General features: G+C 69.3%; 20 protein-coding genes. 12 read left to right on the top strand and 8 right to left on the bottom strand.

Annotation, left to right across the window (positions count from 1 at the left end; genetic code table 11):
• Positions 1-3 precede the first annotated feature (3 nt).
• From ACZ5RK_RS06750 to ACZ5RK_RS06740, 3 genes are all read right to left on the bottom strand, one after another.
• A complete protein-coding gene (locus tag ACZ5RK_RS06750) occupies positions 4-1,158 on the bottom strand; it encodes a thiolase family protein (protein WP_464908538.1) in 1,155 nt (384 codons plus the stop codon).
• Positions 1,143-2,255 (bottom strand): acyl-CoA dehydrogenase family protein, encoded by a 1,113-nt coding sequence (locus tag ACZ5RK_RS06745; protein ID WP_464910064.1) that lies wholly within the window; start codon positions 2,253-2,255, stop codon positions 1,143-1,145. Before ACZ5RK_RS06745 ends, ACZ5RK_RS06750 begins: the two co-directional genes overlap by 16 nt.
• Before the next feature lie 72 nt (positions 2,256-2,327).
• Positions 2,328-3,266: a GGDEF domain-containing protein gene (locus ACZ5RK_RS06740; RefSeq protein ID WP_464908537.1), complete on the bottom strand. Its 939-nt coding sequence runs from the start codon at positions 3,264-3,266 to the stop codon at positions 2,328-2,330.
• A gap of 69 nt (positions 3,267-3,335) precedes the next feature.
• Between ACZ5RK_RS06740 and lepA the strand changes: the two genes are divergently transcribed.
• Together lepA and ACZ5RK_RS06730 are read left to right on the top strand one after the other, a co-directional pair.
• Entirely contained in the window at positions 3,336-5,168 is a 1,833-nt protein-coding gene (gene lepA, locus ACZ5RK_RS06735; RefSeq protein ID WP_464908536.1) for a translation elongation factor 4, read from the top strand.
• Positions 5,152-6,135, top strand: a complete 984-nt coding sequence (locus ACZ5RK_RS06730; RefSeq protein WP_464908535.1) for a sensor histidine kinase — start codon at positions 5,152-5,154, stop codon at positions 6,133-6,135. Before lepA ends, ACZ5RK_RS06730 begins: the two co-directional genes overlap by 17 nt.
• A 38-nt stretch (positions 6,136-6,173) precedes the next feature.
• On the opposite strand, the gene sdaAB is transcribed toward ACZ5RK_RS06730, so the two are convergent.
• Complete coding sequence (gene sdaAB / locus ACZ5RK_RS06725; protein ID WP_464908534.1) at positions 6,174-6,836, bottom strand: L-serine ammonia-lyase, iron-sulfur-dependent subunit beta; 663 nt, start codon at positions 6,834-6,836, stop codon at positions 6,174-6,176.
• Between the two features lie 17 nt (positions 6,837-6,853).
• On the opposite strand from sdaAB, the gene ACZ5RK_RS06720 reads away from it, so the two are divergent.
• The 3 genes from ACZ5RK_RS06720 to ACZ5RK_RS06710 are packed head-to-tail and all read left to right on the top strand — an operon-like array spanning position 6,854 to position 10,274.
• Positions 6,854-8,764 (top strand): hypothetical protein, encoded by a 1,911-nt coding sequence (locus ACZ5RK_RS06720; RefSeq protein ID WP_464908533.1) that lies wholly within the window; start codon positions 6,854-6,856, stop codon positions 8,762-8,764.
• Positions 8,761-9,612 (top strand): dihydrodipicolinate synthase family protein, encoded by an 852-nt coding sequence (locus ACZ5RK_RS06715; RefSeq protein WP_054647442.1) that lies wholly within the window; start codon positions 8,761-8,763, stop codon positions 9,610-9,612. The genes ACZ5RK_RS06720 and ACZ5RK_RS06715 overlap by 4 nt, the downstream gene beginning before the upstream one ends.
• Positions 9,600-10,274, top strand: a complete 675-nt coding sequence (locus tag ACZ5RK_RS06710; RefSeq protein WP_464908532.1) for a hypothetical protein — start codon at positions 9,600-9,602, stop codon at positions 10,272-10,274. The genes ACZ5RK_RS06715 and ACZ5RK_RS06710 overlap by 13 nt, the downstream gene beginning before the upstream one ends.
• Here the strand turns inward: ACZ5RK_RS06710 and cdd are convergent.
• The gene (gene cdd / locus ACZ5RK_RS06705; protein ID WP_464908531.1) at positions 10,271-10,636 is read right to left on the bottom strand and encodes a cytidine deaminase; all 366 of its coding nucleotides are present in this window, start codon (positions 10,634-10,636) and stop codon (positions 10,271-10,273) included. The genes ACZ5RK_RS06710 and cdd overlap by 4 nt on opposite strands.
• A complete protein-coding gene (locus ACZ5RK_RS06700; RefSeq protein WP_464908530.1) occupies positions 10,626-11,948 on the bottom strand; it encodes a hemolysin family protein in 1,323 nt (440 codons plus the stop codon). Before ACZ5RK_RS06700 ends, cdd begins: the two co-directional genes overlap by 11 nt.
• 77 nt (positions 11,949-12,025) lie before the next feature.
• Here ACZ5RK_RS06700 and ACZ5RK_RS06695 point away from each other — a divergent pair, with 77 nt between their 5' ends.
• The 7 genes from ACZ5RK_RS06695 to acnA all read left to right on the top strand — a co-directional run bounded on the left by ACZ5RK_RS06695 (position 12,026) and on the right by acnA (position 22,976).
• On the top strand, positions 12,026-12,460 hold the full coding sequence (locus ACZ5RK_RS06695) for a MarR family winged helix-turn-helix transcriptional regulator (RefSeq protein ID WP_054647443.1): 435 nt from the start codon (positions 12,026-12,028) through the stop codon (positions 12,458-12,460).
• The gene (locus ACZ5RK_RS06690; protein WP_464908529.1) at positions 12,453-13,715 is read left to right on the top strand and encodes a TolC family protein; all 1,263 of its coding nucleotides are present in this window, start codon (positions 12,453-12,455) and stop codon (positions 13,713-13,715) included. Before ACZ5RK_RS06695 ends, ACZ5RK_RS06690 begins: the two co-directional genes overlap by 8 nt.
• A complete protein-coding gene (locus tag ACZ5RK_RS06685; RefSeq protein ID WP_464908528.1) occupies positions 13,712-14,677 on the top strand; it encodes a TolC family protein in 966 nt (321 codons plus the stop codon). Before ACZ5RK_RS06690 ends, ACZ5RK_RS06685 begins: the two co-directional genes overlap by 4 nt.
• A gap of 3 nt (positions 14,678-14,680) precedes the next feature.
• The gene (locus ACZ5RK_RS06680; protein WP_464908527.1) at positions 14,681-15,859 is read left to right on the top strand and encodes an efflux RND transporter periplasmic adaptor subunit; all 1,179 of its coding nucleotides are present in this window, start codon (positions 14,681-14,683) and stop codon (positions 15,857-15,859) included.
• A complete protein-coding gene (locus tag ACZ5RK_RS06675; RefSeq protein WP_464908526.1) occupies positions 15,856-19,158 on the top strand; it encodes an efflux RND transporter permease subunit in 3,303 nt (1,100 codons plus the stop codon). Before ACZ5RK_RS06680 ends, ACZ5RK_RS06675 begins: the two co-directional genes overlap by 4 nt.
• A 3-nt stretch (positions 19,159-19,161) precedes the next feature.
• Positions 19,162-19,914, top strand: coding sequence for an alpha/beta hydrolase (locus ACZ5RK_RS06670; RefSeq protein WP_464908525.1), 753 nt, complete (start codon positions 19,162-19,164; stop codon positions 19,912-19,914).
• A 356-nt stretch (positions 19,915-20,270) separates the two neighbouring features.
• Positions 20,271-22,976: an aconitate hydratase AcnA gene (gene acnA / locus ACZ5RK_RS06665; RefSeq protein WP_464908524.1), complete on the top strand. Its 2,706-nt coding sequence runs from the start codon at positions 20,271-20,273 to the stop codon at positions 22,974-22,976.
• Between the two features lie 66 nt (positions 22,977-23,042).
• Here acnA and atpD read toward each other — a convergent pair whose 3' ends face one another.
• A complete protein-coding gene (atpD, locus tag ACZ5RK_RS06660; protein ID WP_054647205.1) occupies positions 23,043-23,714 on the bottom strand; it encodes a V-type ATP synthase subunit D in 672 nt (223 codons plus the stop codon).
• 11 nt (positions 23,715-23,725) lie between these two features.
• Complete coding sequence (locus ACZ5RK_RS06655; RefSeq protein WP_464908523.1) at positions 23,726-25,162, bottom strand: V-type ATP synthase subunit B; 1,437 nt, start codon at positions 25,160-25,162, stop codon at positions 23,726-23,728.
• Between the last annotated feature and the right edge of the window lies 1 nt (position 25,163).

The raw sequence follows: 25,163 nt of genomic DNA, 5'->3' as shown, positions 1-25,163 counted from the left end.
TCCTTATAGCCTCTGGATCACCGTGGCCGTGGCCTGGCCGTGGCCGATGCACATCACCTGGAGGCCGAACTCCCCGCCGGTGCGCTCTAGCTCATAAAGGAGCTTGGTCATGAGCACGGCCCCCGTGGCCCCCAAGGGATGCCCGTGGGCGATGGCCCCGCCGTTGGGATTCACCTTCTCCGGATCGGCTCCAAGCTCCCGCAAAAAGGCCAGGACCACGCTGGCGAAGGCCTCGTTCACCTCTATGACGTCCACGTCCCCCAGGGAGAGCCCGGCGCGCCTCAAGGCCTCCTTCGCCGCAGGGATGACCTCCAGAAGCTGCATGGTGGGGTCCCCGGCCACCACCACCCGGGCGAGGAAGCGGGCCCGGGGCCTTAAGCCCAAGGCCAGGGCCTTCTCCCGGTCCCCGAGGAGGAGGGCTGCGGCGCCGTCCGAGATCTGGCTGGAGTTGCCCGCCGTCACCACCCCGTTTTCCCGGAATACGGGCTTCAGGAGGAGCATCCTCTCGTAGTCCACGTCAGAGCGGACGCCCTCGTCCCAGGCGAGGAGAAAAGGCCTCCCCTCGGCGTCCAGCCCCTCCAGGGGAAGGAGCTGGCCCCGGAAGCGGCCCTCCTCCCTGGCCCGGGCCGCCCGCTTGTGGGAGAGGTAGCCCCACTCGTCCAGCTCCTCCCGGCAAAACCCGTAGCGCTCGGCGATGCGCTCGGCGCTTTCCCCCTGGTGGACAAGCTCGTACCTCTCCCAAAGCCCGGGGTTTAGGGCGCGGAAGCCCCCGCCGATGTCCGAGAACATGGGCACCCGGGTCATGCTCTCCACCCCGCCGGCGATGGCGAAGTCCAGGTCGCCCGCGGCGATGGCCTGGGCGGCGAAGTGGACCGCCTGCTGGCTGGAGCCGCACATGCGGTTCAAGGTGACCGCGGGCACCTCCTTGGGAAGCCCAGAGAGGAGGACGGCAAGCCGCCCCACGTTGGCCCCCTGCTCCCCCACCTGGGTCACGCACCCCGTGACCACGTCCCCGATAAGGCCGGGGTCTATGCCCGCGCGGGCCAGGAGGGCGTCCAAAACCTTGGCGTAGAGGGCGTCGGGCCTATGGGCCCTGAGGGCCCCGTTCCTCTTGCCGATGGGCGTGCGCACCGCCTCGAGGATCACCGGTTCTCCCATCTTCCCCTCCTCACCAGCTCCCGCAGTACAATGACCCGCTGGATCTCCGAAGTCCCCTCGTAGATCTGCAGGACCTTGGCGTCCCGGTAGAGCTTGGCCATGGGGTACTCCTCGGAGTAGCCGTTGCCCCCGAAGACCTGGAGGGCCTCCGAGACTCCCCGCACGCAGGCGTCCGCGGCGAAGGCCTTGGCCATGGCCGCCTCCAGGGCGTTCTCCTCTCCCCTTTCCGCCGTCCCGGCCGCCTTCTCCGTCAGGAGCCGGGCTGCCTCCAGGTCCATGGCCATCTCCGCCAGCTTGAACCCCACCCCCTGGTGGGCCCAAAGGGGCCTGCCGAAGGTCTCCCGGGCTTGGGCGTAGGCCAAGGCCTCGTCCAAGGCCCTTCGCAAGAGACCCACGGCCAAGGCGGCCACCATGGGCCGGGAGCGGTTGAAAACCCGCATGGCCAAAAGGAAACCTTCCCGGGCGACCAAGGCCTCCTGGGGCACGAAGACCCCCTCCAGGGCCACCTCCGCCGCAGGAGAGGCCTTCTGCCCCATCTTGGGCAGGGGCGGGCCCACCTCCACCCCCGCCCCCCGCTCCACCACGAAGGCGGCGATACCCTCCCGCCCCTCGGCCACCCTGGCGAAGACCAGGAAAAAGCGGGCCTCGGGGGCGTGGCTGATCCAGGTTTTGCGCCCGTAGAGACGGTACCCCCCTGGGACCCTTTCGGCCCGGGTGCGAATGGCGGCCACGTCGGAACCGGCGTGGGGCTCGGTGAGGGCGTAGGAGGCCACCTCTTCCTTGAGGCGGGGAAGGAAGGCGCGGGCGTAGGGACTTCCCGAGAGGAGGAGGGCGTCGGCCACCAGGTTGTTGAGGAGGAGAGCGGCGGCCACTCCTGCGCAGGCGTAGGCCAGCTCCTCCGCCACCAGGACCAAGGCCTTGGGGCCAAGCCCCGCCCCGCCAAGCTCCTCCGACACCACCAAAACGGGAAAGCCCAAGGCCGCGGCCTCCCGAAAAAGCTCTTGGGGAAAGCGGGCCTCCCGGTCCAGCCGGGGGGCCTCGGGCAAAACCCTTTCCCGGGCGAAGCGTCGGGCGAGCTCCTGGATGGCCTTTTCCATGGTGAGGGCCTCGAGGAGGAGTCTATCCCTCTGGGCAAGGGCCCGCAAGCCTAACGCCGGGATGGGGTGGCCTTACCCCCCGAAACCCTGCTTTTTGCCGTACATGGCCCGGTCGGCGGCCTCGAGGACCTGGGCCAGCTCCCGCCCCTCCCCCGAGGCAAAGCCCACCGACACCGGCGGAAAGCGGGCGTGGACCCTCTCCTCCAGGGAAGCCCCGTCCCCGAGCCCCAGGTGGAGGCCCACGAACTCATCCCCGCCGATGCGGAAAAGGGCGTCCCCCTGCCTCACCTCCTCCCGCAGGGTCCGGGCAAAGCGAAGGAGGTGGGCATCCCCCGCCGCGTGCCCCTCCCGGTCGTTGATGGCCTTGAGGCCGTCCAGGTCCCACAGGGAAAGGACCAAGGAAAGCCCCTCCCGGGCCGCCAAGGCCTGGAAACGGGGGAAGTCCCGCTCCAAAGAGCGGCGGTTGGCGAGGCCGGTGAGGGGATCGGTGAGGGACTCGTTTTGGATGATCCGCTGGAGGGCCTCCAGGCGGCCCACCAAAGCCCCCACGCTAAGCCCTCCCACGCTGGCCAAAAGGGTGCCCCCTACCAGGAGAAAGCGGGTCTCCATCTGGGGCCAAGGGGCCAGGAGGGCACAGGCCAATCCCAAGGCCAGCCCCGGCCAGCCCGCGAAAGCGGCCAAGGCATAAGCCCCCACGGTGTAAAAGGCCATGACCCCCAGGCGCCAAGCCCCTTCCGGGAGCCCCCGGGCCACCATCTCCGGCGGGCTCACCAGGGCCAGGAGGGCGGTGAGGAGGGCCACCCCCAGGTGCAACGCCACCGCGAGCCTTTCCTGGCCGCTTCGCTTAGCCCAAAGGTAAGCGAGCCCCAACCCCCCCCAGTAGAGGACCGTCCCCCCTACCATCACCGGTCCGCCGTACAGGTAGACCACGGGCCACCAGACCACGGGCACCAGGGCCAAGCGCCAGTAGAGGCGGCACAGCGTCGGCCAAACCCCCACTTCCCGGGCCATGCCCTAGCTTAACCTGCCCAGGGGCGGGGAAGCCAGGCCCGCTTGACTTTGCCCGAGAAAGCCCGGAGGATGGAAAGGATGGACATCCGCCGCATCCGCAACTTCTCCATCATCGCCCACGTGGATCACGGGAAGTCCACCCTGGCCGACCGCATCCTGCAGATGACCCATGCCGTGAGCGAGCGGGAGATGCGGGAGCAGTTTCTGGACTCCCTGGAGCTGGAGCGCGAGCGGGGCATCACCATCAAGGCCAGCGCGGTGCGGGTGAACTACCGGGCCAAGGACGGGGAGGAGTACGTCTTCCACCTGATAGACACCCCGGGGCACGTGGACTTCACCTACGAGGTCTCCCGGGCCCTGGCGGCGGTGGAGGGGGTACTTTTGGTGGTGGACGCCAGCCAAGGCGTGGAGGCGGAGACCCTGGCCAAGTTCTACATGGCCCTGGAGCACGGCCACGTCATGATTCCCGTCATCAACAAGATTGACCTCCCCAACGCCCGTCCCCTGGAGGTGGCCCTCGAGGTGGAGGAGGTCCTGGGCCTTCCCGCCGACGAGGCCATCTTCGCCTCGGGGAAGACGGGGGAGGGGGTGGAGGAGATCCTCGAGGCCATCGTGAAGCGCATCCCGCCCCCCGAGGGGGACCCCGAGGCCCCCCTGAAGGCCCTCATCTTTGACTCCGTCTACGACGCCTACCAAGGGGTGATCCCCTACCTCCGCCTCTTTGAGGGAAGGGTGGGGCCTGGGGACCGGATCCGCATCTTTTCCACGGGCAAGGAGTTCACCGTGGACAAGGTGGGGGTCTTCACCCCCCAGGGCCTCGTGCCCACGGAGGCCCTTTCGGCGGGGGAGGTGGGGTGGCTCGTGGCGGCCATCCGGGACATCCACGACGTGCAGGTGGGGGACACCCTCACCCTGGCAGACCGCCCCACCCCCACCCCCTACCCCGGCTTCCGTCCGGCCAAGCCCGTGGTCTTCGCCGGGCTTTACCCGGTGGAGTCCGGAGACTACGGGAAACTCCGGGACGCCCTGGAAAAGCTCAAGCTCAACGACGCCGCCCTCACCTTTGAGCCCGAGTCCTCCACCGCTTTGGGCTTCGGCTTCCGCTGCGGCTTCCTCGGGCTCCTCCACGCCGAGATCGTCCAGGAGAGGCTGGAAAGGGAGTTCGGCCTGGAGCTCATCGCCACCGCCCCCAGCGTGGTCTACAAGGTGCGGCTCAAAGGCGGGGAGGAGGTGGAGGTCCACAACCCCGCCGACCTTCCCGACCCCACCAAGGTGGAGGAGGTCCTGGAGCCCTACGTGAAGCTCACCCTCTTCACCCCCGAGGAGTACGTGGGAAGCCTCATGCAGCTTCTCCAGGAGAAGCGGGGCAGGCTCCTCAACATGACCTACCTGCCCGGCTCCCAGAAGCGGGTGGAGCTCGTCTACGAGGCCCCCTTCGCCGAGATCCTCTACGATTTCCACGACCGCTTAAAAAGCCTCTCCCGGGGCTACGCCTCCATGGACTACGAGCAGACGGGCTACCGGACCGGGGACCTGGTGAAGGTCAACGTCCTGGTACACGGGGAGCCCGTGGACGCCCTCACCTTCATCGCCCACCGGGAGAAGGCCTACTCCCTGGCCCGGGCCATGGTGGACAAGCTCGCCGAGGTCATCCCCCGGCAGCTCTTTGAGGTGCCCATCCAGGCGGCCATCGGCGGGAAGATCATCGCCCGGGCCACGGTGAAGGCCCTGCGCAAGGACGTCCTCGCCAAGTGCTACGGCGGGGACGTGACCCGGAAGAAGAAGCTTTTGGAGAAGCAGAAGGAAGGGAAGAAGCGGCTCAAGGCCATCGGCAAGGTGGAGGTGCCCCAGGAGGCCTTCCTGGCGGTGCTCTCGGCGGGTCGCGATGAGCCTAAGGGCTAGGCTCGCCCTGGTCATCGCCCTCCTGGCCTTTCTGCCCAACCTGGTCCTGGCCCTCACCCTGGGGGCGCTGGGGGAGGGGCCCTGGCTTCCCCTCCTCCTTTGGCTCCTCCTCCTCGCCCTCCTCTCGGGCCTGGTGGGCTACTTCCTGGCGCGAAGCCTCCTCAGGCCCCTGGAGGAGCTCACCCGGGCCCTGGCCTACCTTTCCCTGAAGGAGGGGCCGGTTGTGGGGCTCAGGCTTCCCGCTCCCAAGGAGCCCCCCCCGGAGGAGATCGCCCTGTTGCGGAGCCGCTTCCAGGAGCTTTTGGAGAGGCTCAAGGGGATTTCCGAGGCCCGGGAGGCCTTCTACGCCGCCATGGCCCACGACCTCAAGACCCCTCTGATCTCCGCCATCCGGGCCCTGGCCTACCTGGAGACCGCCGATGAGCTGGGAAGGGCGAGGCGGGTGGAGCTCCTCTCGGCGCTCAAGGGGGAGCTTTCCCGGGCCTACCTTTTGGTGGAAAACCTCCTCGCCCTCTCCCGCCTCGAGGCCCGCGCCCCCCAGAGGGAAACCCTGAACCTTCGGGCCCTGGCCGAGGACCTCCTCCTGCGCTACCGCGAGGAGGCCAAAAGGCGGGGGCTTCGCCTGGAGGTGGAGGGGGTGGGGCTGGCCCGGGGGGAGAGGCTTCTCGTGGAAAGGGCCCTGGCCAACCTCCTGGAAAACGCCCTGCGCCACGCCAAAGGCCGCGTGCGGGTGCGGGTGGAGGAGGGCGCCCTTCAGGTGGAGGACGACGGCCCCGGCCTGCCCTTACCCCTGGAGGCCCTGGCCCAGCCCTTCCGCCAGGGGGAGGGCCTCAGGGGAAGCTCCGGGCTCGGCCTTTACACCGCCAGGAGGGTGGCCGAGGCCCACGGGGGGCAGCTCGCCTCCGGCCCAAGCCCCCTGGGCGGGGCCTCCTTGCGCCTGGAACTCCCCTCCGCCGCCTCCCTTTAATACCACTCCACGCTGGCCCAAGCCGGCATGGGGTGGTATCAGTCCATGACCGGGGGAATCTGCCGCACCCAGAGGATGTAGGAAAGGTATTCCAGGTACTCCAGGGGTTTGGCGGAGAGGGGGCGGTCCATCTCCAGGCTCATCATGGCCTCCCCGCCCTTCTTCTTGCGGCTTACCGTGAGGTGGGCGATGTTCACCTCGTCGTCGGCCAGGATGCGGGCCACCCGGGCCACCACCCCTGGGGTGTCCACGTTCTTCACCACCAGGGTAGGGGCGGCGCCGGTGATGCGCACCTCAAACCCGTCCACCTCAAAGACCCGCACCACGCCCCCGCCCAGGGAACTCCCCGTGACGGTGAGGCGTTCCTTCTCCCCCTCCAGCACCATGCGCACGGTGTTGGGGTGCACGTCCCCGAGCTCCACCTCCTTGAAGACCACCTCCACCCCTTCCTTTTCCGCCAGGGCCAGGCTCTCCTTGAGGCGCTCGTCGTGGGGCAAGAGGCCGAGGACCCCGGCGGCCAGGGCCAGGTGGGTCCCGTGGCCCCTGCCGGTTTTGGCGAAGGAACCGTGGAGGCCGAACTCCACCCGCCTGGGCTTCTCCCCCAGGAGGTGGCGGGCGAGGAGGGCCAGGCGGCAGGCCCCCGCCGTGTGGCTGGAGGAAGGCCCCACCATCACCGGACCGATCATGTCCAAAAGCCCCATACCGGTAGAATAACCCCATGCGCCGTTGGATCGCCTTGGCCTTCCTGGGGCTTTCCGCCCTGGGCCAGACTCTCCTCCTGCCGGAGACCGCCCAGGTGGGAGAGGCCTTGCTCCTGGAGGGCAAGGGCCTGCCCCAGGGCCGCTTCCCCCTGGAGGTCCAGGGGCCCCAGGGAACGGCCACCTTGGAGGTGGAACCCAGGGAAGGGGGCTTCCGCCTCCCCTTCACCCCCGAGGCCCCCGGGGAGTACCGGGTGCGCCTCTCCCTGCCCTCGGGGGTGCTGGAGGGGCGTTTCACCGCCCTGGCCCCGGCCCAGCCCAGGCTCGTGGAGGGGGGTCTGGAACTCCCCTGGGGGCGGCTTTCCCTGCCGGAAGGCCCCTGGCTCGGCCCCCTGGTGGAAGGGGACCGGGCCTTCGTGGCCCAGGGGCTCCTGGTGGTGGAGGCCGGCCTGAAGCGGGAGGAGGTGCGCTTCCACTTCGCCCCCGCCCGGGTGGTGGCCTTGCGTCCGGGGCCCGAGGCGGTGCTCGTGGGGGACTGGGCCCTGCCCATCCCCTTCCCCCCCTTGCCCTTCGCCGGGAGCGAGGAAGACCTTAAGTCCCTAAAGCCCCTCTTGGAGGCCTTAAAGCCCCCGAGGCCCTGGCCCTACTTCGCCTACTGGACTCTTCCCCCCGAGGCCCTGACCCCCGAGGACCTCCAGGCCTACGGGGAGGACCTCAGGGCCAGGGGGCACCGCCCGGAACTCTTCTTCGGCCAAGAAGGGGTGAGGCGTATGGCCGAGGCCGCCCGCGCCCTGAGCGCCCAGGACCCGGAAGGCTCCTGGCGGCTCACCGAGACCCTTCTCCGCTACACCCCCCTTTTCCCGAACTCTCTGGATTTCTTCCTGGAAAGGGTCGGGGCCCTCGAGGCCCAGGGCCAACCCGCCAGGGCCCTCAGGTTGCGGGAGGCCGTCAAGCACCTCCGGGCCTGGATGCCCCCGGACCTTTCCTTCCTGCCCCAAGGGTTCTACGCCCTGGGCCTGGCCTACCTGGCCCTCCTGGCCTACCTCTTCCTCTACTACCTCCCGGCCCAGCTCCAGGACCTCAAAGCGGTGGGGGGCTTCCTCGGGGGGTATTTCCGCCACCCCCTCCTGCGCCTCCGCCATCTGAGCCTGGCCTACGCCAGCCTGGGGGAGAGGGTCTTGGCCCTCGCCCTCCTCCTCCTCCTGGGCGGGGCGGGGCTCCTCTACGGCCTGGACCGGTCCGCCCGCACCGCCCTGGCCCTCCCCCCCCTGGACCGGGGCACCCTGCGCACCCCGGAGGCCCAGGCCTGGCTCCGGGAACAGCCCCCCCTGCCCGAGGTGAAGGCCCTCCTGGGCTACGCCCTCCTTCCGGAAAACCCTAAGGAGGCCAAGGGGCTTCTGGAAGGAGCAAACCTCCCCTTCGCCTTGGCCTTAGGGGAAACGGACCTCCCCCAGGCCTACGAGAAAGCCCCCTTTGACGGCCCCATCCGCTCCGCCCTGGGCCTGGGGGAGGACCCTTGGGGCAGGCGGGAGCCGGGGCCCAGCCTGCGCACCCTCTACGCCGCCCTGCTTCGGGTGGAGCTCTCCCGCCTGCAGGAAGACTTCCTCAACGGGATAGGCCGGCTTCCCCTTCCCTTGCCGGAAAGGGCCCGGCCCTGGGCGGCCCTGGGCTTTTTCCTGCTCCTTCTCTACCACCTCTTGGGCTTCCTCCTGCCCCGGCGCAGGAAGGAGCCCCCCCTCGCCTGGGCCCTGGGCGTGCGCCTCCTCGTACCGGGAAGCCTGGGCTTTTCCGGAGGGCTCGGCCTCCTCCTCCTTCTCCTCGCCGCCTTCGGGCTCCTAAAGCTCCTTGAGGGCCAGGGCCCCGGGCTTCTCCTCCTGGCCTACGCCCTCCACCTCCTTTTCCTGATAGGCTCTGGGAGGAGGTTCCCGTGATCCTGCCCCCCATTCCCACCCCCTTTGACCGGGAAGGCCGCCTGGACACCGGGGCCTTCCGCGCCTTGGCCGAGGCCCTGGAACCCCTGGTGGACGGCCTCCTCGTCTACGGCTCCAACGGGGAAGGGGTCCACCTGAGCCCCGAGGAGAGGGCCCAGGGACTCCGGGCGCTTAAGCCCAGGAAGCCCTTCCTGGTGGGGCTCATGGAGGAGACCCTGCCCCAGTCGGAAAGGGCCCTTCTGGAGGCGAAGGCGGCGGGGGCCATGGCCCTTCTCGCCACCCCGCCCCGCTACTACCACGGAAGCCTGGGGGAGGGGCTTCTCCGCTACTACGAGGCCCTGGCGGAAAGGATGCCCCTCTTCCTCTACCACGTGCCCCAGAACACCCGGGTGGACCTGCCCCTCGAGGCGGTGGAGGCCCTGGCCCGGCACCCACAGATCCAGGGCATCAAGGACTCCAGCGGCGACCTAAGCCGCCTCGCCTTCTACCAGGCCCGCCTCCAGGCCTTCCGGGTCTACACCGGCCACGCCCCCACCTTCCTGGGGGCCCTGGCCCTGGGAGCGGAAGGGGGGATCCTGGCCGCGGCCAACCTCGCCCCCAGGGCCTACCGGGCCCTTCTGGACCTCTTCCATGAAGGGAGGCTCGCCGAGGCCCAGGAGCTCCAGAAGAAGCTCTTTCCCCTGGGGGACCTCCTCGCCAAGGGCGGGGTGCCCCTCCTGAAGCAGGCCCTCCGGCACCTGGGCCTCCCCGCGGGCTACCCCAGGCCCCCCTACCCGGCGGAAAGCCCCCTTTGGGAGAGGTTCCTCCCCATCCTAGAGGGCCTAAAGGAGGAGGGATGGGTCCTCTAGCGCGAAGGCTTGGGCTCCTCCTCCTCGGCCTCTGGGCCCTCGCCGCCTGCGCCCCAAGGCCCCTCCCTCCCGAGGCCCGCTACCTGGGGGCGGCCCTCCGGGGCCTGGAGCTTACCCCCGAACCCGCCCTTCTTTTGGAGGTGCGGGTGGCCTTCCGGAACCCAAACCCCTTCCCCCTCCCCCTCTCCGCCTTCGGGACGCGGCTTCGCCTGGGGGAGGTGGGGGTGCCTTTGGACCTCACCCTTCCCCCCGGGGAGAAGGAAGCCCTACTCCCGGTGCGCCTCACGCCCAGGGAGGCCCTGGCCACGGCCCAAGACCTCCTCTCCCCGAAAGGGGTGGAGGTGGCCCTGGAGGGCCGGGCCCTGGGCCAAGACCTCACCTTCTTCAGAGCTCACCTGGCCTTCCCCTTGGAGCCCCCCCGGGTGCGCCGGGCCGGGGTCAACCTCTTCCTGGAAAACCCAAACCCCCTTCCCCTCCGGGCCGAGGGCACCCTGGTCCTCTTGGGGCAGCGCCTCTCGGTGCGGGCGGACCTCCCGGCGAGGGGGGAGGGGAAGCTCCAGGTGGTGGGCCTGCGGCCCGGGCTGGAGCGGGGAAGCGGACGGCTGGAGCTTCGCCTCGAGGTGCCGGGCTTTTTCGTCCAGACCCTGGTCCTGGACCTCTAGAGGCGGAAGGCCATGGGGAGGAGGGCCCCCAAGGTGGTGCGCACCTCCTCCTCGGGCCCGTGGAGAACCACCTCCACCTCGGGCCCCCCGAACTCCAGGAGGACCTGCCGGCACCCCCCGCACGGGGGGATGGGGCCCTTGGGGCTATAGACGTGCACCCGTTCTAGGCGCCTCTTTCCCGCCAGGACCATGGCCGCCACGGCGTTCCTCTCGGCGCACTGGGAAAGGGGGAAGGAGGCGTTTTCCACGTTGACCCCAAGGAACACCTCCCCCTCCGCCTCCACCAGGGCCACCACGGGGAACCCCGAGTAGGGGGCATAGGCCCGCCCCACGTGGGCCTTCAGGATCTCCTTAACCTTCATGCTCCACCAGCCGCTCCACCCGCACCCGCTCTATCCGCCTTTGGTCGGCGCTCTCCACCACGAAGCGGAAGCCCTGCCAGGCCACGCTCTCGCCCACCCCGGGGATGCGCCCAAACCGCTCGTAGAGGAAGCCGGAGAGGGTGTCGTACTCCCCCTCGGGAAGCTCCACCCCCAAGGCCTCGGAGACCTCGTCTATGGGCGTCTGGGCCTGGATGGAAAAGGCCCCGTCGGGGAGGCGCTTGATGGGGGCGTCCTCGGGCTCGTCGGTCTCGTCGTAGATCTCCCCCACGATCTCCTCCATCACGTCCTCCAGGGTCACAAGCCCCGCCGTGCCCCCGAACTCGTCCACCACGATGGCCAGGTGCACCTTGCGGCGCCTGAGCTCCTTGAGGAGGGTCCAGGCGTCCATGTTCTCGGGAACGAAATAGGGGGGGTGGGCGATGGAGGCCACGGTGCGGGCCTTCAGGTCCTCCTCGCAGTAGTAGGTGAGGAGGTCCTGGGCGTAGGCCACCCCCACGATGTGGTCCACGCTCTCCCGGTAAACGGGCACCCGGCTGTAGCGGTGCTCGCGGAAGAGGTGGAGGAAGTCCTCCAGGGTGGCCTCGGCCTCTATGGCCACCATCTCCACCCGGGGGGTCATGATCTCCCGCACCGGGGTCTCCTCCAGCTCCAGGATGGAGTGGATCATCTCCTCCTCCTGGGCCTCAATGGTGCCCGCCTCCTCCGCCCCCGCCAGGACGAGCTTGAGCTCCTCCTCCGAGACCAGGGAAACATCCCGGGGCTCGAGGCCCAGGAGGCGAAGGAGCGTCCCCGAAACGAGGGTGAAAAAGCGGCCCACCGGGTAGAGGAGGATGGAGAGGAAGTAGATGGGCCAGGCGGCCAGCCGGGCCACGGCCACCGCGTGGTGCACCGCCAGGGACTTGGGGGTGATCTCGCCGAAGAAGAGGATGAGGAAGGTCATGACCCCGGTGGCCACCCCCACCCCCGCCGAGCCGAAGGCCTCCGTGGCCAGCTCCGTCACCAAGGCGGTGGCGGCGATGTTCACCAGGTTGTTGCCCACCAGGATGGTGGTGAGGAAGCGGGTGATGTCCTGGGCCAGGAGGCGGAAGGGCCCCCCCTTGGACTCGGCCAGCTCCTTGAGCTTCCAGGGGTAAAGGGCGGTAAAGGCGGTCTCGCTGGCGGAGAAGACGGCGGAAAGGGAGAGGAGGCCCAAAAGAAGAAGGCTTTCCAAGGGGCTTGGCGCTTGGGACTGGGCCAGGGCTAGGGAACCGAAGGGCAGGAGGAAGAGCCACCGACTGGGAGGTCTGTCCATATCACCTTTCGCCATTGTACACGAAAGGGTGGCCTGGCCCCCGTTTTTCTGTTTAGGTTTGTGTATAGTTGAAAGGTATGAACGGACCCCCTGCCCCCCTGGTGCAAGAGCTCTCCCAGCTGGGCTACACCCTCATGCGCCTCCTCCTGGCCCAGGCCAAGGAGGTCTTCGCCCAAGAGGGCCTCTCCCTCTTGCAGGCCGAGGTCCTGCGCCTGGTGAAGGGAGGGGTCAACGCCCCTTCCCGTCTGGCGGAGCACCTGGAGGTCCAGCCCTCCCAGGTCTCCCACCTCCTGGCCTCCCTGGAGGAAGGGGGCCTCCTGGCCCGGGAGCTGGACCCCCAGGACCGCAGGCGGGTCCACCTCCGCCTCACCCCTAAGGGCCTGGAGGTGGCGGAAAGACTGCAGGCCGCCTGGCTTTCCCTCTTCGGCCAGCGCCTCGCCCGGCTGGAGGCCAAAGAGCTCCTCCTCTTCCGCGACCTCCTGCGGAAGCTCACGGGAGGGGAGGATGCGTAGGGCCCTTCTCCCCTTCCTTCTTGCCCCCGCCCTGGCCCAAGGGGCCCTGGCCCCCCTCCAGGACCACCCCCTGGCCCGGCAAGGGGCGGCCTACCTGGAGGCGGCCAAGAAGGCCCTGGAAGCCCAGGAGGCCCCCCTGGCCCTGAACCTCCAGGGAGGCTACAGCCGCCTGGGGTACGCCTGCACGCCGGAAGCCCTCTGCGAGGGCCTTCCCGCCACCACGGGAAGCCTCACCCTTTCTCTGGTCCTCACCCCCTTCCCCTTTGGGGAGGTGGCCGAGGGGCAGGAGCGGGCCCGGATCGCCCTGAGGCGGGCCGAGCTGGGCTACCGCCGGACCCTCTCCGCCCTCCAGGCCCAGGCGGTGGCCGCCTACGGCAGCTACCAACAGGCCCTCCTGGGGGAGAGGCTGGCAGAAAAGGCCTTGGAGCTGGCACAAAAGGCCCTGGAAGCAGCCCAGAAGCGCCGGGCAAACCCCAAGGAACTCCGGGAAGCGGAACTCAACCTGAAGGAGGCGGAGAACCGCCTGGAGGAGGCCAGGCGGGGGGTGGACCTGGCCAGGAAGGCGGCGGAGGGCCTCCTCCTCCTCACCAAGCCCCTGCCGGAGATCCCTCCGCCCAAGGGAGGGGCCTACCTGGCCGTGGAGGAGGCCAGGCTTGCGGTCCTGGAGGCGGGAATCGCCTACCAAAGCGCCCTCAGGAACCTCCTCCCCCAGCTCCAGGCCAGCTACCTCCTCTACCCCTCGGGGAACGACACCCTGGCCCTAAGCCTGGGGAGCCGCACCCTCCAGCCCACCCTCTCCTACACCCGCAACGACCCCACCCGCCCCCCCACCCAAGTGCCGGGGGCGGGCAGCTACCGCACCCAGGAGGAGCTCCGGCTCTCCCTCTCCCTCACCCTCTCCCCCGGGCTCCTCTCGGGCCTCGAGGCCGCCCGGGCCCAGCTCCAGGGGGCGGAGGCGGCCTTAAGAGCGGCGGAGGCGCAGGCCAGGCTCCAGGAGGAAAGCCTGAAAAACGCCCTCAGAAGCGCCGAGGCCAGCCTGGCCCTGGCCCGTCTCCGGAAGGAATCCCAGGAAAAGGCCCTGGAGGAGACCCGGAAGCGCCTGGAGCTCGGCCTGGAAAGCCCCCTGGCCCTCCTGCAGGCGGAGCTCGGCCTCCTGCAGGCGGAGCTCGGCCTCTTGCAGGCGGAAAGCGACCTTCTGAACAGACGAATGGAGCTATACCAGCTTTACGGCGAACTCTTGGAGGTAAGCCCATGAGAAAGACCCTTCTCCTCCTCTTTTTGCTGGCCCCGGCTTTGGCCCAGCCCCTTCCCCAGGCCCTGAAGAAGGCCCAGGAGACCGCGGGCGTGGCCCTGGCCCGCCTGGAGGTGGAGGCCAAGGCCAAGGACCTGGCCCGCCTCCTCCAGGACCCCCTCCTCACCCCCCTCTCCCAGCTCCAGGCCCGGCAGGCCCTGGCCCTGGCGGAGGCCCGGCTGGGGCGCGCCCTAGCCCAGGCGGAGAGCGAGGTAGTTTCCGCCTACGCCCAGGCCCTGGAGGCCAGGCTCCAGGTGGCCCTGGCGGAAAAAGCCCTGGAGGTGGCGGAGCTTTCCCTCAAGGCCGCCGAGGTGCGGGCCAAGGGGGGCGGGGCCACCTCCTTGGACCTCCTGGAGGCCCAGAACCGGGTGCTGGAGGCCCGGAAGAACCTGGAGCTGGCCCAAAGGGGCCAGGAGAGCGCCAAGGCCGCCCTGGAGAACCTGGTGGGCCCCTGGGAGCCCAAGCCCGTGGAGGAGCTCCCGCCGCCGCCGGGGGAAGGGCTTCTGCAAGACCTCCTCGCCCAGCACGCCGACCTCCTGCAGCTCCGGCAGTCCTTGGAGCTTCTCCGCTTCCAGCGGGGGCTTCTGGACGAAAGCTTCGCCGCCAAAAAGGACCTGGAAGCCTTGGAGGACCAGATCCGGTCCCTCGGCACCAACCTGGACAACCTGGAGCGCTCCCTTAAGGTGGGCCTCCGGGCCCGCCACGCCCAGCTCGCCCCCCTCCTCCAGGGGGTGAGGGCGGCGGAGGAGGCCTACCGGGCGGCCAAGGAGCGGTACGCCGCCGAGGAGAGGCGCTTCCGGGCCGGGCTTGCAAGCCGCCTCAGCCTCCTCCAGCAGGAGCTTGCCCTCCTGCAGGCGGAGCTTTCCCGGGAGCAGGCCAAGCACGCCTACCTGAAGGCCTACTACGGCCTTCTGGCCTCGAGGTGAGCCATGAGGCCTCTCCTCTTGCTCCTTCCCCTCCTCCTCTTCGCCTGCGCCCCCAGGAAGGCCGAGGCCCCAAGCCCCGCCGAAGGCCCCCTCCGGGTCCAGGTCCGGGTGGTGGAGGCCAAGCGGGGGGTGCTGGAACGGGAGGCCCGGGCCTCCGCCTCCCTGCAGGCGGAAAAGGAGAGCTTCGTGGCCGCGGGGGCCGCCGGGCGGGTGGCGCGCGCCCTGCCCCCGGGGAGCCGGGTCCGGGCGGGGGAGGGGGTGGTCTTCCTGGACCCCGCCCCCTTCCAGGACGCCCTAGGCCAGGCCCGCCTCGCCCTGGCCCAGGCCGAGGCCAACCTGGAGCGGACCAAGAGCCAGCTTGCGGGAAGCCGGGCCGCCCTGGAGGCCCAGCTAAAGGCTGCGGAGGCCCAGCTCCAGGCGGCCAGGAGGCGCTACCAGGAGGGGGAGGCCCTCCTGGAGATGGGGGCCTTGGCCCCCCTGGACCTGAAGGCCCTGGAGGCCCAGTACCGGCAGGCGCAAGGCGCCTACGAGAACGCCAAGGAGGCCCTGGCCCGCCTGGAGCGGGCCGAGGAGGTGCGGCTCTTGGAGCTCCAGGTGGAGGCCGCCCGCCTCCAGGTGCGCCAGGCGGAGCGGAACCTCAAGGAGAGCGTGGTGCGGGCCCCCTTCGCCGGGGAAGTGGTGGAGGTCTACGCCAAGGAAGGGGAGTTCCTGGGCACGGGCAGCCGGGCCTTCCGCCTGGCCACCACGGAAAGCCTCCTGGCCAAGGTCTACCTGCCCCCCGACCAGGCGGCGGCCCTGACCCCGGAAACCCCCTTCCTCTTGCGGCAGAACGGCAAGGAGGTGGCGGCCCGCCTCCTCCGCAAGACCGACCTGCCGGGGCAGACCCGGCTGGTGGAGGTGGTGCTGAAGCCCGCCCTGTCCCTCACCCCGGGCCCGGCGGAGGTGCGCTACCGGGAACGCCTGGCCGAGGGCGTGCTCCTCCCCGCAGGGGCCCTGAGGGCCGAGGGGGGCGAGGCCTTCGCCTACCGGGTGGAGGGGGGGAGGGCCCGGCGGCAGGAGGTGCGGCTCCTGGCCCAGGAGGGAGACCAGGCGGCGGTGGAAGGTCTTCCCCCAGGGGCCCTCGTGGTCTACCCCCTGCCCGAGGGGCTTAGGGACGGGGACCCGGTGGAGGTGGTGCGGTGAGGGAAAACCCCCTGGTGGCCTTTTTCGTGGAGCGCTTCGTCTTCGCCACCGCCATCTTCCTGGGGCTGGTGCTGGTGGGGCTTCTTTTGGGCCTTGGGCTCGGGGTGGAGCTTCTGCCCCGGTTCAGCGTGCCCGTGGTGGCGGTCTCCACCAGCTACCCCGGGGCGGGCCCGGAGGAGGTGGCGGAGCAGGTCTCCAAGCCCCTGGAGGACGCCCTCTCCACCCTAAGCGGCCTGGACACCCTGGGGTCCAGCTCCACCGAGGGCTTCAGCCTGGTCTTCCTCCAGTTCCGGCAGGGGGTGAACGTGGACCAGGCGGCGGTGGAGGTGAGCCAGAAGGTGGCGGCCGCCCGGGGAAGCCTCCCCAAGGACGCCCAGGCCCCGGTGGTGCAGAAGTTTGACCCCTCGGCAAGCCCCATCCTCTACGTTGCCCTCGAGGCCCCCGGGGAGGACCTCTCCCGGGTCCTCCGCTACGCCGAGCGCACCCTGAAGCCCAGGCTCCAGCTGGTGCCGGGGGTGGCGGACATCCGCCTCACCGGGGCTCCCAGGCGGGTCATCAAGGTCTACCTGGACCCGGACCGCCTCCAGGCCCTCGGGGTGGCCCCAGGGCAGGTGGTGCAGGCCATCGGCGCCTCGGCCCTGAACCTCCCCCTGGGCACCCTGCGGGAAGGGGAGAGGCGCCTGGTCTACACCCTGCGCTCCACCCCCGCAAGGGCGGAGGAGGTGGCGGGCCTCCTCCTGGACGCCTCCCGGGGCCTCCGGGTGGGGGACGTGGCCCGGGTGGTGGAGGAGGGCGAGGCCCCCACCACCCTGAACCGCCTTAACGGGAGGCCGGCGGTGCTCCTGGCGGTGGTGAAGACCCCCGACGCCAACGCCGTGGCCGTGGCCGACGGGGTGAAGAGGGCCCTGAAGGCCATGAACCTTCCCCAAGGCTACCGGGCCGAGGTGGCCCTGGACAGCACCCGGTTCATCCGGGCGGCGGTCTTGGACACGGTGCGGGAGGCCTTTTTGGCGGCCTTGGCCGTCTCCTTGGTGGTCCTGGTCTTCTTGGGGAAGCTCAACTCCGTCTTCTCCGTCATCCTGGCCATCCCCATCACCCTCTCGGGGGCCATCCTCCTCTTCGGGCTTTTGGGCTTCACCTACAACCTCATCAGCCTCCTCGCCCTCACCGTGGCGGTGGGCATCGTGGTGGACGACTCCATCGTGGTGGCGGAGAACATCAACCGCTACCGCAGGATGGGCCTTGGCCCCAAGGAAGCGGTGCTCAAGGGGGCGAGCGAGGTGAGCGTGGCCGTGGCCGCGGCCACCCTAAGCCTCCTCGCCGTCTTCCTGCCCATCAGCTTCCTCCCCGGGCTCATCGGCCAGATCTTCCAGCAGTTCGGCCTGGGCATGGCGGCGGCCATCGCGGTGAGCTGGCTCGAGGCCCTCCTCTTCCTCACCGTGCGCCTGGCCTACTTCCCCGACCCCGAACCTCCCGCCCTGCAGGAGGCCTTCAAGGCGGCCCGCCTCCTTCCCAAGGACCTCCTCTGGGCCTACCGCAGGGGCTTCCGCACCGCCTTGGGGCTCCTCCTGGGCCTCGCCCTCGCCCTCCTCCTCCACCGCCAGGGCCCCCCCTTCCTCCTCCTCCTTCCCCTCTACCCCGCCCTCCTCGGCCTCGGGCGCTACCTGGGCCGCCTCCTCCTGGACCTCCTCGGGGCCCTCACCCGCCTCCTCCACCAAGGGGCGGAAGGGGCCTTGAGACGCCTCACCGAGGCCTACGCCCACGCCCTGGACCGGGCCCTCGCCCGGCCCCATCTGGTGCTGGGGGCGGCGGCCCTGGCCTTCCTCTCCCTCTTCCCCATCCTGCCCAGGATCCCCTTCAACTTCACCCCCCGCTCGGACACCGGGGTCCTCACCGCCACCCTCCTCCTGCCCAAGGACACCCCCCTTTCCGTGTCCGACCGGGCGGCCCGGGCCCTGGAGGCCTACTTCCTGGCCCACCCCGCCGTGGCCCGGGTGGTGGCCACCGTGGGGGCCAGCGCCACCGGCGGGGCCCAGGTGGGGGACCCCTCCAGGGTCCAGCTCCAGATCGTGCTCAAGCCCAAGGGGGAGCGGGAGGACATCTTCGCCCTCACCGAGGCCTTCAACCGGGAGGGAAGGGAGGCCCTTAAGGACTTCCCGGGGGCGGACCTAAGGGTCCTCGCCCAGACCGGCCCCGAGGCCGGGGACGCCGATTTGCAGTTCTTCCTGGTGAGCCCGGACCGCGCCCTCCTGGAGAGGCGGACGGCGGAGATTGTGGAGCACATCGCCAAAAAGCCCTACGTCCTGAGCGTGAAGAGCACCCTCGAGGCCACCCAGCGGGAGCGGGTCTTCGTTCCGGACGCGGCCCGGCTCTCCGGCACCGGCCTCACCCCCCAGGACCTGGCCCAGGCCCTCAGGCTTTACCTGGCGGGGGCCCAGGCGGCCACCGCCAGGAGGAGCGGGGAGGAGCTCCCCGTGGTGGTCCAGGCCGACCCCTTGCGGCTTGGAGGTGAGGCCGACCTCCTTTCCCTTCCCGTCTACGCCCCCGCCCTCCAGACCTTCCTGCCCCTCTCCAGCCTGGGGGGGTTCAGCGAGAGGCCCGGTCCCACCCTCATCTCCCGCCGCAACCAGGCCTACGCCGCCGGGATCAACATCAACCTCCGGCCCGGCGCCCCCGGGGCCTTCCAGATCCAGGAAGAGCTTGAACGGGAGCTAAGGGAAAGGGGGCTTCTGGGGGATGGGGTGGCGCTTCTGGCCACGGGCCTCGGGAGCTTCACCGGGGAGCTCGCCCGCCTCGCCCCCCTGGCCTTCCTCCTGGCCCTGGTCCTCAACTACCTGGTCATCGCCAGCCAGTTCAACGCCTGGCGCTATCCCCTCTACCTCCTCCTCCCCGTGCCCTTGGCCCTGGTGGGGGCCCTTTGGCTCACCTACCTTTTGGGCACGGGTCTGGACGTGATCAGCGTCCTGGGGGTGGTGATGCTCATCGGCCTGGTCACCAAAAACGCCATCCTCCTCCTGGACTTCGCCGTGCGCAGGATGAAGGAGATGCCCCTGAGGGAAGCCCTGGTGGAGGCGGCCAGGCTCAGGCTCAGGCCCATCCTCATGACCACCCTCACCGTCCTCATCATCAGCCTCCCCCTCCTCCTGGGCACCGGGGAAGGGGCGGAGTACCGGAGGCCCCTCGGGGTGATCATCCTGGGCGGCCTCCTCTCCTCCACCCTCCTCACCCTCTTCGTGGTGCCCGCCGCCTTCTACACCTTTGAAAGGCGGCCCAGGGCCAAGGAAGTCCTCTTGAGGTGAAGCATGACGGCCAAGCGAATCCTTCTTCTCCTCTTCCTCCTGGCCCTCGCCCTGGGAGGGGCCCTGGTGGGCGCCGCCTTTTACCTCTTCAGGCCCTACCAGGCGGAGGCCTGGGTGCAAGGCTATGTGCAGCGCACAGGCCTGGCCCTAAAGGAAGCCCCCTACGGCCTGGAGCTCCTCCCCAAAACCCTCAAGGCCCTTTTCGCCTTCTACCCGGGGGCGCGGGTGGAACCCTTGGCCTACGCCCCCGTCCTCGTCCCCCTCGCGGAAAGCGGGTACCTGGTGGTCCTCCTCAAGGTGCCCCAGGGCATCGCCCTGCTGGGGAAGGAACGGGCCCTCGAGGCCCAAAAAGCCCACCCCGGGCTTCCCCTGGCGGTGGGGGGGCACAGCCTGGGCGGGGTGGTGGCGGCGGAGGTGGCAGCCCGGGAAGGCCTCCCCCTTGTCCTCTTCGCCGCCTACCCCGAAGGGAACCTCTCCCGGGAGGCCTTCCCCACCCTGGCCCTCTACGGGACCGCAGATGGCCTCCTTCCCCCCGGGGAAGCCCGGGAGAAGGCGAAAAGGCTTCCCAAAAACGCCCGGGTGGTCTTCATCCAAGGGCTCAACCACGCGGGCTTCGGGGCCTACGGCCCCCAAAGGGGGGACAGGCCCGCCCAAAGGCCCCGGGAAGAGCTCTTTCGGGAGGTGGCCGAGGAGGTCCTCCTTTTCCTGGAAAGCCTAGGCTGGGACACCCTTCCCCCGCCCCAGGCCCTGCGTTAAGGAGGGGGTGCCCGCAGGCCAAGTACCCCGCTCTGGCCAAAGCCAGAGCGGGGGCCCCAAAAGGGCTTTCCTGAACCTTCAGCATGTCGCAGAACCGAGGCGCGGGCACTTGGCCGAGGAGAACCTGGGGCTCTTGGCTTCCTTTTTCAGGAACCCTTCGGGGAGGGTTCTTCCGGAGTCCCATCCCGGCCACGCCGGGACAGGGGATATCAAGGCCCCCTTGGGCCACGCCCCATCCCTTCTACAGGTGCTATAGTGGAAGACGCCGGGGCGGGCGCCCCCCCTCGGAAGGAGCTTCCCCCAAAAAGTCCAGAGCGTGCCTCCCTTTGCCCCCAGGGGGAAGGGAAAGGAGGAGCATGAAGGACAGTTTCCAAACCCTAAAGACCCTGGAAACCCGAAGCGGCACCTACGGCTACCACGACCTTCTGGAGCTGGAAAGGAAGGGCCTGGCAGAGGTAAGCCGCCTCCCCTTCTCCATACGGGTGATGCTGGAAAGTCTCCTCCGCCACGAGGACGGCTACCAGGTGACCCGGGAGGACATAGAGGCCCTGGCCCGCTGGCAACCCGATCCCGGGGAGATCAACGTGCCCCTGAAGCTCGCCCGGGTCATCCTCCAGGACTTCACCGGGGTGCCGGCGGTGGTGGACCTGGCGGCCATGCGGGACGCCGTGGCCAGGCGGGGCGGGGACCCCAAGCGCATCAACCCCGTGGTGCCCGCCGACCTGGTCATTGACCACTCGGTGCAGGTGGACGCCTTCGGCACGGCCTACGCCTTCTTCTACAACGTGGAGAAGGAGTACGAGAGGAACCGGGAGCGCTACCTCCTCCTCAAGTGGGCCCAGGGGGCCCTAAAGAACTTCCGGGTAGTCCCCCCGGGCACGGGCATCGTCCACCAGGTCAACCTGGAGTACCTGGCCAAGGTGGTCATGACCGAGAGGCGGGACGGGCTTACCCTGGCCTTCCCCGACAGCCTGGTGGGCACCGACAGCCACACCACCATGGTGAACGGCCTCGGCGTCCTGGGCTGGGGCGTGGGGGGCATTGAGGCCGAGGCGGTGATGCTGGGCCAGCCCTACTACATGCTGGCCCCCAAGGTGGTGGGCTTCCGGCTCTTCGGGGAACTCCCCGAGGGGGCCACGGCCACCGACCTCGTCCTCACCATCACCGAGATCCTGCGCAAGCACGGGGTGGTGGGCAAGTTCGTGGAGTTCTACGGCCCCGGGGTGGGCCGGCTCTCCCTGGCCGACCGGGCCACCATTGCCAACATGGCCCCGGAGTACGGGGCCACCATGGGCTTCTTCCCCGTGGACGAGGAGACCCTGGCCTACCTCCGGCTCACCGGCCGCCCCGAGGAGCTGGTGGAGCTGGTGGAGGCCTACACCAAGGCCGTGGGCCTCTTCCGCACTCCCGAGGCCGAGGCGAAGGTCCGGTACTCCGAGTACCTGGAGCTGGACCTCTCTGCGGTGGAGCCCTCCCTGGCGGGCCCCAAGCGCCCCCAGGACCGGGTGCCCCTCAAGGAGGTGAAGAAGAGCTTCCTCCTCCACCTCACCAAGCCGGTGAAGGAGCGGGGTTTCGGCCTCTCGGAGGACCGGCTTGGGCGAAAGGTCCTGGTGAAGCGGCAGGAGGAGGAGTTTGAGCTCGGCCACGGCTCCGTGGTCATCGCCGCCATCACCAGCTGCACCAACACCTCCAACCCCTCGGTGATGCTGGGGGCGGGGCTTCTGGCCAAAAAGGCGGTGGAGGCGGGCCTGGACACCAAGCCCTGGGTGAAGAGCTCCCTGGCCCCCGGCTCCAAGGTGGTGACGGACTACCTGGAGATGAGCGGGCTTCTCCCCTTCCTCGAGGCCCTCCGCTTCCACGTGGTGGGCTACGGGTGCACCACCTGCATCGGCAACTCCGGGCCCCTGCCCGAGGAGATCGCCAAGGCGGTGGAGGAGGGGGACCTGGTGGTGGCCGCCGTCCTCTCCGGCAACCGCAACTTTGAGGGCCGCATCAACCCCCACGTGAAGGCCAACTACCTGGCAAGCCCCATGCTGGTGGTGGCCTACGCCCTGGCGGGGCGCATGGACATCGACTTCACCAGCGAGCCCTTGGGCCACGATCCCAACGGCAAGCCCGTCTACCTCAAGGACATCTGGCCCTCCATGGCGGAGATCCAGGAGGCCATCCGGAAAACCCTGGACCCCGAGCTCTTCAAGAAGGAGTACAGCAAGGTCTTTGAGGGGGATGAGCGCTGGCGGGCCCTGCCCGCCCCCACCGGGGAGCTTTACGGGTGGGACCCCGAGAGCACCTACATCCAGAACCCCCCCTTCTTTGAGGACCTGGGCCAGGGGAAGGTGGGGGACATCCGGGGGGCCAGGGTTCTCCTCGTCCTCGGCGACTCGGTGACCACGGACCACATCTCCCCCGCCGGGGCCATCCCCGTGAAGAGCCCCGCCGGCCAGTACCTGATGGGCAAGGGGGTGAAGCCGGAGGACTTCAACTCCTACGGCTCCCGGCGCGGCAACCACGAGGTGATGATGCGGGGCACCTTCGCCAACATCCGCATCAAGAACCTCATGCTGGAGGGCATGGAAGGGGGTTACGCCAAGAAGCTCCCCGAAGGAGAGGTGGACTTCGTCTACAACGTGGCCATGCGCTACAAGGCCGAGGGCACGCCCCTTCTCGTCATCGCCGGCAAGGAGTACGGCACCGGCAGTAGCCGCGACTGGGCGGCCAAGGGCACCTACCTCCTGGGCGTCAAGGCCGTGCTGGCCGAAAGTTACGAGCGCATCCACCGCTCCAACCTGGTGGGGATGGGCGTCCTGCCCCTGGAGTTCCTCCCAGGGCAAAACCGGGAGGCCCTGGGCCTCACGGGCTACGAGGTCTACGATATCCTGGGCCTGGAAGACCTAAAGCCCAGGAAGGTGGTGGAGGTGGTGGCGAGGAAGGAGGACGGAAGCGAAGTCCGCTTCCAGGCCCTCGCCCGCCTGGACACCCCGGTGGAGGTGGACTACTACAGGAACGGGGGCATCCTCCAGACCGTCCTCCTCCACATCCTCCAGGAGACCAAGGCCGGGTAGCCCCCCTAAAGCTCTCCCCCCGGGCGCGCCCGGGGGGATTTTGCGGCCTGCGCCGCAAGGGGGCGCCTAGAGGCCTGCCCCCATCTCCAAGGCGGGGTTGGGACGGCCCCCTTCCTCCTCGGCCTCCCGGGCCTCAATCTTGCCCTTGATGCGCTTCAGGCGGAAGGTGTCCTCCCTTTCCCGCTGCTCCAGAACCTGCTGGATGAAGCGGATCTGGCCGCGGATCCCGGGGATCACCACCTGCTCCAGGGCGTTCACCCGCCTGGTGGTCTTCTTGATCTCCTCGCCGATCTTCTTCAGGCGGGTCTCGGTGTTGGCCACCTGGACCAGGGCCTCGGCGTAGCGGCGGAAGGCCCGGCTGGCCTCGAGGGTGTAGGCCGGGGTGCCCACAGGGGAGAGGAGGGCCCCGTCGGGAAAGGTGGCCTTGAGCCTCGGCACCTTGCTTCCCCAGACGTTCTCCACCTCCGCCTCCACCCCCTCCAGAAGGGGCACGCCCAAAGCCGCCCCGGCCACGCTCTCGGGGCCGTCCAAGGCCTGGGCCAGGAGGAGGGCGGTGTAGGCCTCCTTGGCGGCCTGGTTCAAGGCCTTCCTCGCCTCCATGGCCTCCCGCACCAGGCCGAAGAACTCGGCCACCAGGGCGTCCCGCTTCTTCTTCAGGAGGTCCACCCCCTTCTGCGCCAGGCGGAGCTGACCCCGCCTTTGCAGAAGGTTCATGCGGGTGGGGCTGACTTGGCTCATCTACACCTCCCTCAGTCCAGGGCCTGGGGGGTACCCCAGATCTCCTCCAGCTTCTGGCCGTAGTACTTGCCGATATGGTCCTTAGAGATGCGCTTGAGCTCACCCTGCGGGAGCATGGAGAGGAGGGCCCAGGCGATCTGGAGGCTCTCCTCAATGGAGCGGTTCTGCTGACCCTGGTTGATGAAGTGCCGCTCAAAGGCGTCGGCGAACTGCAGGTAGCGGCGGTCGTTCTCGGTGAGCGCGTCCTCGCCGATGATGGCCACGAGCTTCCTTATGTCCACCCCGTTGGCGTAGGCGGAGTAAAGCTGGTCGGAGACCTGCTTGTGGTCCTCCCGGGTCTTGCCCTTGCCCACGCCGTTGTTCATGAGGCGGGAAAGGGAGGGCAGGGGGTCAATGGGGGGGTAGATGCCCTTGCGGTGGAGCTCCCGGGAGAGCTGGATCTGCCCCTCGGTGATGTAGCCCGTGAGGTCGGGGATGGGGTGGGTGCGGTCGTCGTCGGGCATGGAGAGGATGGGGATCTGGGTGACCGAGCCCTTCTTCCCCTGCACCACCCCGGCCCGTTCGTAGATGGTGGCCAGGTCGGTGTACATGTACCCAGGGTAGCCGCGGCGCCCGGGGATCTCCTCGCGGCTCGCCCCGATCTCCCGTAGGGCCTCGCAGTAGTTGGTCATGTCCGTGAGGATGACCAGCACGTGGTAGTCGTGCTCAAAGGCCAGGTACTCGGCCACGGTGAGGGCCATGCGGGGGGTGAGGATGCGCTCAATGGTGGGGTCGTCGGCCTTGTTGAGGAAGAGGACGGAGCGGCTTAGGGCCCCCGTGCGCTCAAACTCCTGGATGAAGTAGGAAAGTTCCCGCTGGGTGATGCCCATGGCGGCGAAGACCACGGCGAAGGGCTCCTCCTTCTCCCCTTCCCCGGAGAGGTCGGGGCGCACCGTGGCCTGGCGGGCGATCTGGGCGGCGATCTCGTTGGCGGGAAGGCCCGAGCCGGAGAAGATGGGAAGCTTCTGCCCCCTCACCAGGGTGTTCATCACGTCAATGGTGGAGATGCCCGTCTGGATGAACTCCTCGGGCTTCCTGCGGGCCACGGGGTTCAGGGGCAGGCCCACGATGGGCAGGCGCTTCTCCGGGGTGATGGGGGGCAGGCCGTCAATGGGCTTGCCGATGCCGTTGAAGCGCCGCCCCAGCATCTCCTTGGAGACCCCTAGCCTCGCCACGTCCTCCACCAGGCTCACGCTGGTCCGGGCCAGGTCCAGGCCCGTGGTCTCCTCAAAGACCTGGATGACCGCGTACTCCTCGGAGACCTCAATCACCTGCCCGCCGCGCACCCGGCCCGTGCCGTCCTTGATGTCCACGATGGCCCCGTAGGCCAGGTCCTTGGCGTTCTCCACGAAGAGCAGGGGCCCCGAGATGTAGGTGACGCCGGTGTACTCCTTCTTCAAGAGGTCCATG

Source organism: Thermus kawarayensis JCM 12314 (genome assembly GCF_055393575.1).
This window is presented reverse-complemented; position numbering and strand designations above follow the sequence as displayed.